General features: G+C 65.4%; 9 protein-coding genes. 1 reads left to right on the top strand and 8 read right to left on the bottom strand.

From position 1 onward, the window contains the following. Positions 1-42: 42 nt before the first annotated feature. A complete protein-coding gene (locus JHD07_RS05675; RefSeq protein WP_291619861.1) occupies positions 43-783 on the bottom strand; it encodes a PIG-L deacetylase family protein in 741 nt (246 codons plus the stop codon). Then, complete coding sequence (locus JHD07_RS05670; RefSeq protein WP_291619859.1) at positions 780-1907, bottom strand: acyl-CoA dehydrogenase family protein; 1128 nt, start codon at positions 1905-1907, stop codon at positions 780-782. The genes JHD07_RS05675 and JHD07_RS05670 overlap by 4 nt, the downstream gene beginning before the upstream one ends. 107 nt (positions 1908-2014) lie before the next feature. Between JHD07_RS05670 and JHD07_RS05665 the strand changes: the two genes are divergently transcribed. Continuing rightward, a complete protein-coding gene (locus tag JHD07_RS05665; protein ID WP_291619857.1) occupies positions 2015-2239 on the top strand; it encodes a hypothetical protein in 225 nt (74 codons plus the stop codon). A gap of 21 nt (positions 2240-2260) precedes the next feature. Here the strand turns inward: JHD07_RS05665 and JHD07_RS05660 are convergent, their stop codons facing one another. The 6 genes from JHD07_RS05660 to pgk all read right to left on the bottom strand — a co-directional run. Next, on the bottom strand, positions 2261-3046 hold the full coding sequence (locus JHD07_RS05660; protein ID WP_291619855.1) for an inositol monophosphatase family protein: 786 nt from the start codon (positions 3044-3046) through the stop codon (positions 2261-2263). Between the two features lie 84 nt (positions 3047-3130). Then, a complete protein-coding gene (locus tag JHD07_RS05655) occupies positions 3131-4219 on the bottom strand; it encodes a tetratricopeptide repeat protein (protein ID WP_291619853.1) in 1089 nt (362 codons plus the stop codon). After that, a complete protein-coding gene (locus JHD07_RS05650; protein ID WP_291619851.1) occupies positions 4216-4932 on the bottom strand; it encodes a thiamine phosphate synthase in 717 nt (238 codons plus the stop codon). Before JHD07_RS05650 ends, JHD07_RS05655 begins: the two co-directional genes overlap by 4 nt. Positions 4933-4934: 2 nt before the next feature. Beyond that, a complete protein-coding gene (locus tag JHD07_RS05645; RefSeq protein ID WP_291619849.1) occupies positions 4935-5966 on the bottom strand; it encodes a class I fructose-bisphosphate aldolase in 1032 nt (343 codons plus the stop codon). A gap of 226 nt (positions 5967-6192) precedes the next feature. Continuing rightward, positions 6193-7260 (bottom strand): class II fructose-bisphosphate aldolase, encoded by a 1068-nt coding sequence (gene fba / locus JHD07_RS05640; protein ID WP_291619847.1) that lies wholly within the window; start codon positions 7258-7260, stop codon positions 6193-6195. Between the two features lie 53 nt (positions 7261-7313). Beyond that, positions 7314-7870, bottom strand: a 557-nt coding sequence (gene pgk / locus JHD07_RS05635; protein ID WP_291619845.1) for a phosphoglycerate kinase, incomplete at its 5' end; no start/stop codon positions are given.

Genomic DNA, 7870 nt, shown 5'->3' with positions numbered 1-7870 from the left:
TACGCTCGAAGTAAGACGCGGGCAATGAGGAGGAATGGACCATCAGGAGGGCACCTCGATGAAGTATTCGAAGGGGCCGAGGAACGGCGCAAGCGTGGTCTCGGTGAAGCGAAAACCTTCGGGAGTATCCGCGATCAGATCCGTCATCTGGGAGACGTGGGCCGCAATAGCGCGGTGCTTCACGGCCATCACGGAGGAAATGTCGACTCGAACGCCCCGCGGCTGTGGCGCGGCCACCTCGTCGGCAGGTGGAAGATGCCAGCCCCAGATAGGATAGGACATCAGCCGAATCCCTGGATGTCGATCGCGCACCCGCTCGGCAATCAACGCTGCGGCCTGATGATCGCAATGAGGGTCAAACGTCCAAGTCACAAACACGGTTTCCGCGCCATTCTGCTGAACCAGATCGCTGATCGCGTTGGTCGCTCGCTCGAAGTTTGGCCCTCGGGTGGGGACTGCAGTGTCTGGTAATCCGAGATAATGAACGGACTGGCTTGCAAGACCCAGAATGCGGGTCGCCTCACCGAGCTCAGCTCTTCTGATGGCGCCGAGTCGCTCCGGCGGATGTGATCGAGAGCCAGGATGAGAGCCGGTCCCGTCGGTGACCAGAACGAGGGAAGGATTCTGGCTCTCACGACATGCAAGCGCGATGAGGCCTCCTGTGCCCAGAGTCTCGTCGTCCGGATGGGGGGCGATAATCAAAAAGGGACGACCGTGCGTGAGATCCCGCCAGGATTCGACAGGCAATTCACGAACCAGCTCCAAATAGCGACCAACTTTCACGCGAAAGGCCCGAGCGGCAACGTTTCCTCCATCAACGCGCCCGCCGCATCGCTCATGGCGAGGTCGGGCGCGGGCTGACGCAAATAGGTGCTGAGATCCCGGCAGATCCGCTCAACTGGGTGTGGACGTATGAATCCTTTCAGGCCCATTCCACGCTGGACCAGTTCCATGACGTCGAGCCCCGCGCGTTCCGTCACCATACGCGTCAAATTGACGTAAGCAACGACATGAGCGGGCGTCAAAAGATCGTTTGCAAAGCGGAGGGCCGCCTCTTCGATCCACAGTAACGCCGTGCCTGTCGCCACGGCACATTGCGCCAGCCGCTCTCGTTGATAGGGGTCGCCACCGCGATTGCGACTCACGAGATCGTCGCGGAAAAGTTCGGTGAGACGTTCGATCGCCCCGAGATGAACCGCGCAAAAGCGCCAAGCGCCGCCCGAGAAGAATGGCTGCCGCATGTAATCCCCTGCGCGTCCGACTTGTTGGCCGGCGCGAATGACGAGACCGCTGAAATCGATCGATCGCGTGGCGGACGCTCGCATGCCCAGCGCGGTCCAGCTGGTCTCGTCGACATTCTCGGTGCCGGACAGGTCGAGGAGCAACATGACGGGTCCGTCATCCGTCGCGCAAGTAACGATCGGCCTTCGCACAAAGCCCGCGCCCGATGCCAGGATTTTGCGTCCCTCGAGCCGCCATCCGGCTGCGTCCTGATGACGTTTGAGTCCGGCCGCATCTTCTGCGCCCCAGACGCCCGTCAGTTCGCCCATCTTCACGTCATGCGCGAGTTTCTCGATTTGCACCGGCGAGCCGTAGCGAAGCACCAGCGAGACCGCGTTGGTATGTCCCTCGAAAAGTCGCGCTACGGAAAGGTCAGCCGCGCCGAGCATGCGTAGGACGACGCAGAGATCGCCTTGACGCTCCGGCTCGGAAAGGCCCGCCCCGCCCTGGGCTTCACTGAAGGCTGCCATGCCAAGTCCGGAAGCGTGAAACGCCTGCCAGACCTCGGGGCCGACGCGTTGCGTTTCATCTGTGCGGGCCGCTGCTTCGAACGCGAATTCGAGAAACGTCGGACACGATCCAGCAGCTGTTTGGCAGGCGCGAGAATGACAAACCTCCACTCGCATTGGTCGAGGCAATAAAGCGGCGCCGTGCGGTAGGTTCCATACGCGTTGAATTAGGAACCTCTCCCGGCAAGCAAGGGTTTTCATCGATCGGTCTGGGAGACGATCATATGGCAACGATTGAAATGCGGACCGATGACGTCGTGATGGGACGTTACCGCCTGATCTGGGTCGAGCGGGATGAAGTCGTTGGCGAAGTGGAGCAGTCACTCAGCGGCATCTGCCACGTGGTCCCGGTCGGACCTCACTGGAGCCCTATGAAGAGCTTTGCCCGGGACTATGAAAATCCCGATGCTGCGCTCGAGGATATCCGTCAATATTTCGCCAGGCGTTGACAGGAGCGACAGGCCTGCCCCCTACTTCCTCAGCACCTTCACCAGTTCCCCGTGCACGAACTCATTCCCGCACACCACGTCCCCGGTCACCAGCGGATCGCCGGGCGTGCTGATGTCGCTCACCGTCCCGCCCGCCTCGCGTACCATGATCATACCGGCGGCGATGTCCCAGGATTGCAGGTTGCGCTCCCAATAGCCGTCGAGCCGCCCCGCCGCGACGAAGGCGAGATCGAGCGAGGCGGCGCCGAAGCGGCGAAGCCCTGCGACGCGGCCCTGGAGCGCGGTCATCTCGCGGCGGAATTCCTCGTGGTCGCCGCGGCCGATATGGGGCAGGCCGCAGGCCAACACGCATTCGTTCAGCTGGCGGCGGCCGGCGACGCGCAGGCGCTGGTCGTTGAGGAAGGCGCCCTTGCCGCGTTCGGCGATGTAGAGTTCGTCATTGGCGGGGTTGTAGATCACGCCCGCGATCACCGTGCCTTCGCGCGCCAGCCCGATCGAGATCGCAAATTGCGGGATGCCGTGCAGGAAGTTGGTGGTGCCGTCGAGCGGATCGACGATCCAGGTGTGGCTCTTGTCGGTACCCTCGCGGGTGCCGCCCTCTTCGCCGATGAAGCCGTAGCCGGGCCGGGCCTTGGCGAGGTCCTGGTAGAGGATCTCCTCGGCGCGCTTGTCGGCGAGCGAGACGAAATTCGCCGGGCCCTTCAGCGAGACCTGGAGATGTTCGATCTCGCCGAGATCGCGCTTGAGGCTGCGGCCGGCGCGGCGCGCCGCCTTGACCATGACGTTGATAGTGGCGGAGTACAGCATGAGCTCTGGTCTTGACCGGGGAGATGGGCGCAAAAACGCGCCCGTTTGAGGGACTGGGTGCCCCGTGAGGGACCCCGCGTCAAGTCATTTGGTCCCGAGCCACTTCCTCGCGGCGGCCTCGGCCTTGGAGCGGTCCTCGGCCGGCAGTTCGGACAATTGCTTGTCGAGCTCCGGGTCGCCCTTGCCCGACGTCTTGGCCACGAGGTGCCATTTGAAGCCCTCGACCTTGTCCGTGGGGACGCCGACGCCGTTGATCAGCACCCAGGCCAGCCGGTTCTGCGCGATCGCGCTGCCCTGGCGGGAGGCCTTGCGGAGCAGGGCGACGGCGGCCGGCTGGTTCTTCGGCGTGCCGGTGCCGTTGAACATCGCGATGGCATATTCGACCTCGGCATCGACATTGTCGGCGAGCGAGGCGGCCTGCAGCAGCCGCACCGCGCGTTCGGCGTCCTTCGGCACGCCGGTGCCTTCCTTGTAGAAGGTCGCGAGCGCGTATTGCGCTTCGGGCAGGCCTGCATCGGCGGCCTGGCGCAGCAGTTCCGCCGAACGCCGGACGTCCTGCGGCAGGGTCTGGCCGTCCAGATAGAGCAAGGCGAGATTATAGGCGGCCTTGGGCTCGCCGAGCTTCGCGGCGGAGGCCATCAGCCTGACCGCCTCGTTCTTGTCGACCTTGCCGCCGCGGCCGGAGATGCGCAGCATGGCGAGCGCGAACATTGCCTCGCGGTCGCCGGCGTCCGCTGCGCGCTTGTACCATTCGGCGGCCTTGGCGTAGTCGCGCCTGATGCCCATGGCGTTGGAATAGAGCTCGCCGAGCATGGTCATCGCCTTGGGATCGCCGGCTTGCGCGCGCGCCGTGGCCAGCTCGAACGCCGTCTTGTACTGGCCGCGCTGATAGGCACCGAACACGAGGTCGACGTTGGGATCGTCGGTCGGCGGCGCGGGGATGACGGTCGCGGCCGGCTTCGGCGAGGGAGACGGCGAGGGGGACGGTTTGGGCGATGCCGACGGCTTGGGTGCCGGTGCGGCCTCTTGCTTCTTGGCGGGCGCGGGCGGCTTTGGCTTCTGCTTCTCTGCCGGCGCGCTCGGCGTCGTGGCCGGCGGCGTGATCTGGAGCTGCGCGGCCGCGGGCACCGTCAGCAGCAGCGTGGCCAGCAGGGTGATGCAGGGGAGCTTCATGTCGGGCGCGAGCCGTGCTCCTTGCTCGGAGGATCCTGGCTCGCAGGATCCTGGCCGGCCGTGGCTGCCGCATGGGCCTTCTTGATCGCAGCGTCGACCTCGACCAGCGCGGCCTTGGGTCCGCGCGGATCGGCCCAGACGAGGTCGCCAACCAGGACGAAATCGGCGCCGGCTGCGGCGAAATCGTAGGCCTCCTCCAGCGAAACGGCAAAGCCGACGCAGGGCGGCTCGAACAGCTCGGCCCACCAGTCCAGCCGTTCGGCGATGGCCTGGGATGACGGCCGCTGGCCTTTGGCATCGGGCTCGCCGAACAGCAAATAATCCGCGCCGATCTCGCCGGCGTCCATGGAATGGTGCCGCGTCGTGAGCCCGCCGACACCGGCGATGCGATCGGGCTTGAGCGAGGGCAGCGCCTCCTTCAGCGCGGCGATGCCGGGCAGGTGCGCGCCGTCGGCGCCGCCGCGCGCGACCAGCTCGGCATGGCCGTCGACCAGCAGCGCAGCGCCGGCCTTCTGCACCGGCGGTGCGAGGGTCTTGACGCGCGTGATCATGGTGCGCTGGTCGGTCTCCTTAAGCCGCAGCAGTACGGCGGCGACGTCGGCGGCGGCGAGCAGGCCCGGCAGCTTGGCAACGAGCGCCGCGGGATCGTCGACGACGGGCGTTGCGAGATAGAGGCGCGGCGCCGGGCGCGGCGAAGGCGGTTTGTTCGACAAGATCAGGCTGCCCTCTGTTCCAGGCTGCTTTGCCATTCGCCCTTGGAGGCGAGGCCGTTCATCCGCGCGCGATGGCTGAAGGCGGTTTGGCCAGCCGCGACGTTCTCAGGCTTGCCCGACCAGGCCTTCTGTGGGGCTGCCTGCAGCGCGCGGCCATAGGAGAAGGTCAGGCCCCAGGGGAGCGTGCCGAGCTTGTGCATGGCATTGAGATGCGCGGTCGCCTCTTCGTCGGACTGGCCGCCGGAGAGGAAGGCGATGCCGGGCACCGCCGCCGGCACGCAGGCCTTCAGCAGCCGGATCGTCTTTTCCGCGACCTCCTCGATCGAGGCCTGCTTCGGGCATTTCTTGCCTGGGACCACCATGTTCGGCTTCAGCACCATGCCTTCGAGCGCGACGCGCTGCACGCGCAGTTCCTGGAACGTCTTGTTGAGCACGCGGCTCGTCACCTCATAACAGCGGTCGATGTCGTGGTCGCCGTCCATCAGCACCTCCGGCTCGACGATCGGTACGATCTGCGCGGCCTGGCACAGCGCGGCGTAGCGCGCCAGTGCGTGCGCGTTGACGCTGATCGCGGTCATCGAGGGAATGCCCCGGCCGCCGTCGATGTCGATCACCGCGCGCCATTTGGCGAAGCGCGCGCCGCGCTCGTAATATTTCTTCAGCCGCTCGGCCAGCCTGTCGAGCCCGACGGTGACTGTTTCACCCGGGCACATCGGCAGGGCCTGCGTGCCCTCGTCGACCTTGATGCCGGGGATGGCGCCGGCCTGCTCGATCAGCTTCACCAGCGGCGTGCCGTCCTTGGCATTCTGCCAGATCGTCTCGTCGTAGAGGATCACGCCGGAGATGAATTGGCTCATGGCCTCGTTCGACCGGAACAGCATCTCGCGATAGTCGCGTCGGTTGTCTTCGGTCGATTCCACCCCGATCGCGTCAAAACGCTTCTTGATGGTGCCGGAAGATTCGTCGGCGGCAAGGATGCCCTTGCCGGGCGCCACCATGGCGGTCGCGACTTTGTTGAGCTCAGTCAGGTTCATCGAGAGGTCCTCCCAAAACGACTCTGCCCTTGCCCGGGAAAATAGACCGTTCTCGGGCAATTGCCGAGTTAACGTTCGTCGCAGGGTGGGGGAGGACTCGGTCATTCCGGGGCGCGCCCCTTGGCGCGAGCCCGGAATCCATTGATCCGCGTCGATGGTGGCACCATGGATTCCGGGCTCGCGCTGCGCGCGCCCCGGAATGACGGAAAGCGGTGCGCGCGATCGGTTACGCCACTTTCGGATCCAGCTCGCCCTTGGCGTAGCGCTTGGCCATCTCGGCGGTGGTCAGCACCTTCTTGATCTTGGAGGCCTGCCCCGCGGTGTTGAACTCCTGCAGGCGCTGCTTGCACAGCTTGGTCATGGCTTCCATCGCCGGCTTCAGATATTTGCGCGGGTCGAACTCTTCCGGGCTGTCCTTGAGCACTTTGCGGATCTGGCCGGTCATCGCCATCCGGTTGTCGGTGTCGATGTTGATCTTGCGCACGCCGTTCTTGATGCCGCGCTGGATCTCGCTCACCGGCACGCCCCAGGTCGGCTTCATCTTGCCGCCATAGGCGTTGATGATGTCCTGGAGATCCTGAGGCACCGAGGAGGAGCCGTGCATGACGAGGTGGGTGTTCGGCAGCTTGCGGTGGATCTCCTCGATCACGTTCATGGCGAGGATGTCGCCGTCGGGCTTGCGGGTGAATTTGTAGGCGCCGTGAGACGTCCCCATCGCGATCGCGAGCGCGTCGACCTTGGTCTCCTGCACGAACTTCACGGCTTCGTCCGGGTTGGTCAGGAGCTGGTCGTGGCTGAGCTTGCCTTCGGCGCCGTGGCCGTCTTCCTTGTCGCCCATGCCGGTCTCGAGCGAGCCGAGCACGCCGAGCTCACCTTCCACCGAGATGCCGCCGAGATGGGCCATGTCGGTCACGGTCTTGGTGACGCCGACATTGTAGGTCCAGTCGCCGGGGGTCTTGCCGTCGGCCTTCAGCGAGCCGTCCATCATCACCGAGGTGAAGCCGGCCTGGATCGCGGTCATGCAGGTCGCAGGCTCGTTGCCGTGGTCGAGATGCACGCAGACCGGGATGTGCGGATAGATCTCGGTGACCGCGTCCATCATGTGCTTGAGCATGACGTCGTTGGCGTAGGAGCGGGCGCCGCGGGAGGCCTGGATGATGACGGGCGCGTCGACCTGGTTGGCCGCGTCCATGATCGCCAGCGCCTGCTCCATGTTGTTGATGTTGAAGGCCGGTACGCCGTAATCGTTCTCCGCCGCGTGGTCGAGCAATTGACGTAACGTGATCCGAGCCATCTGTCTTTTTCTCCCGTTGGGGCCTGCAAGGCTGATTGTGAAAGGCCGCTTGCTTACTTGATACGCAGAACCTCGACGCCGGGCAGGGGCTTGCCTTCCATCCACTCGAGGAACGCACCGCCTGCGGTCGAGACGTAGGTGAAGTCACCGGCCACATGCGCCTGGTTGAGCGCCGCGACGGTGTCGCCGCCACCGGCAATCGAGATCAGCTTCTTGGCCTTGGTGCGCTCGGCGGCGTGCTTGGCCGCCGCGACCGTGCCGCGGTCGAACGGCTGCATCTCGAACGCGCCCAGCGGGCCGTTCCAGACCAGCGTGGCGGCGTCGTCGATGGCGGCATGGACGCGCGCGATCGACTGCGGGCCGACGTCGAGGATCATGCCGTCGGCGGGGATCGCGTCGAGCCCGTAGGCGTGCGAGGGCGCGTTCGCCTGGAAATGATAGGCCACGGTGGCGTCCACGGGGAGGATGATCGCGCAATTGGCGGCTTCCGCCTTCTCCATGATGCGCAGCGCGGTCGCCGCGAGGTCCTTCTCGGCCAGCGACTTGCCGATCCCGATGCCCTGCGCGTGCAGGAAGGTGTTGGCCATGCCGCCGCCGATCACGAGCGCGT

Origin of the sequence: Bradyrhizobium sp., assembly GCF_016462955.1 — a bacterium.
GTDB lineage: Bacteria > Pseudomonadota > Alphaproteobacteria > Rhizobiales > Xanthobacteraceae > Bradyrhizobium.
The sequence above is the reverse complement of the archived record's forward strand: the minus strand, read 5'-3'. Positions and strand labels throughout refer to the sequence as shown.

Coding starts and splice junctions, on each gene's coding strand:
- JHD07_RS05670 (WP_291619859.1), bottom strand. CDS start 1,907: ATGCGAGTGGAGGTTTGTCATTCTCGCGCCTGCCAAACAGCTGCTGGA.
- JHD07_RS05665 (WP_291619857.1), top strand. CDS start 2,015: ATGGCAACGATTGAAATGCGGACCGATGACGTCGTGATGGGACGTTAC.
- JHD07_RS05660 (WP_291619855.1), bottom strand. CDS start 3,046: ATGCTGTACTCCGCCACTATCAACGTCATGGTCAAGGCGGCGCGCCGC.
- JHD07_RS05655 (WP_291619853.1), bottom strand. CDS start 4,219: ATGAAGCTCCCCTGCATCACCCTGCTGGCCACGCTGCTGCTGACGGTG.
- JHD07_RS05645 (WP_291619849.1), bottom strand. CDS start 5,966: ATGAACCTGACTGAGCTCAACAAAGTCGCGACCGCCATGGTGGCGCCC.
- fba (WP_291619847.1), bottom strand. CDS start 7,260: ATGGCTCGGATCACGTTACGTCAATTGCTCGACCACGCGGCGGAGAAC.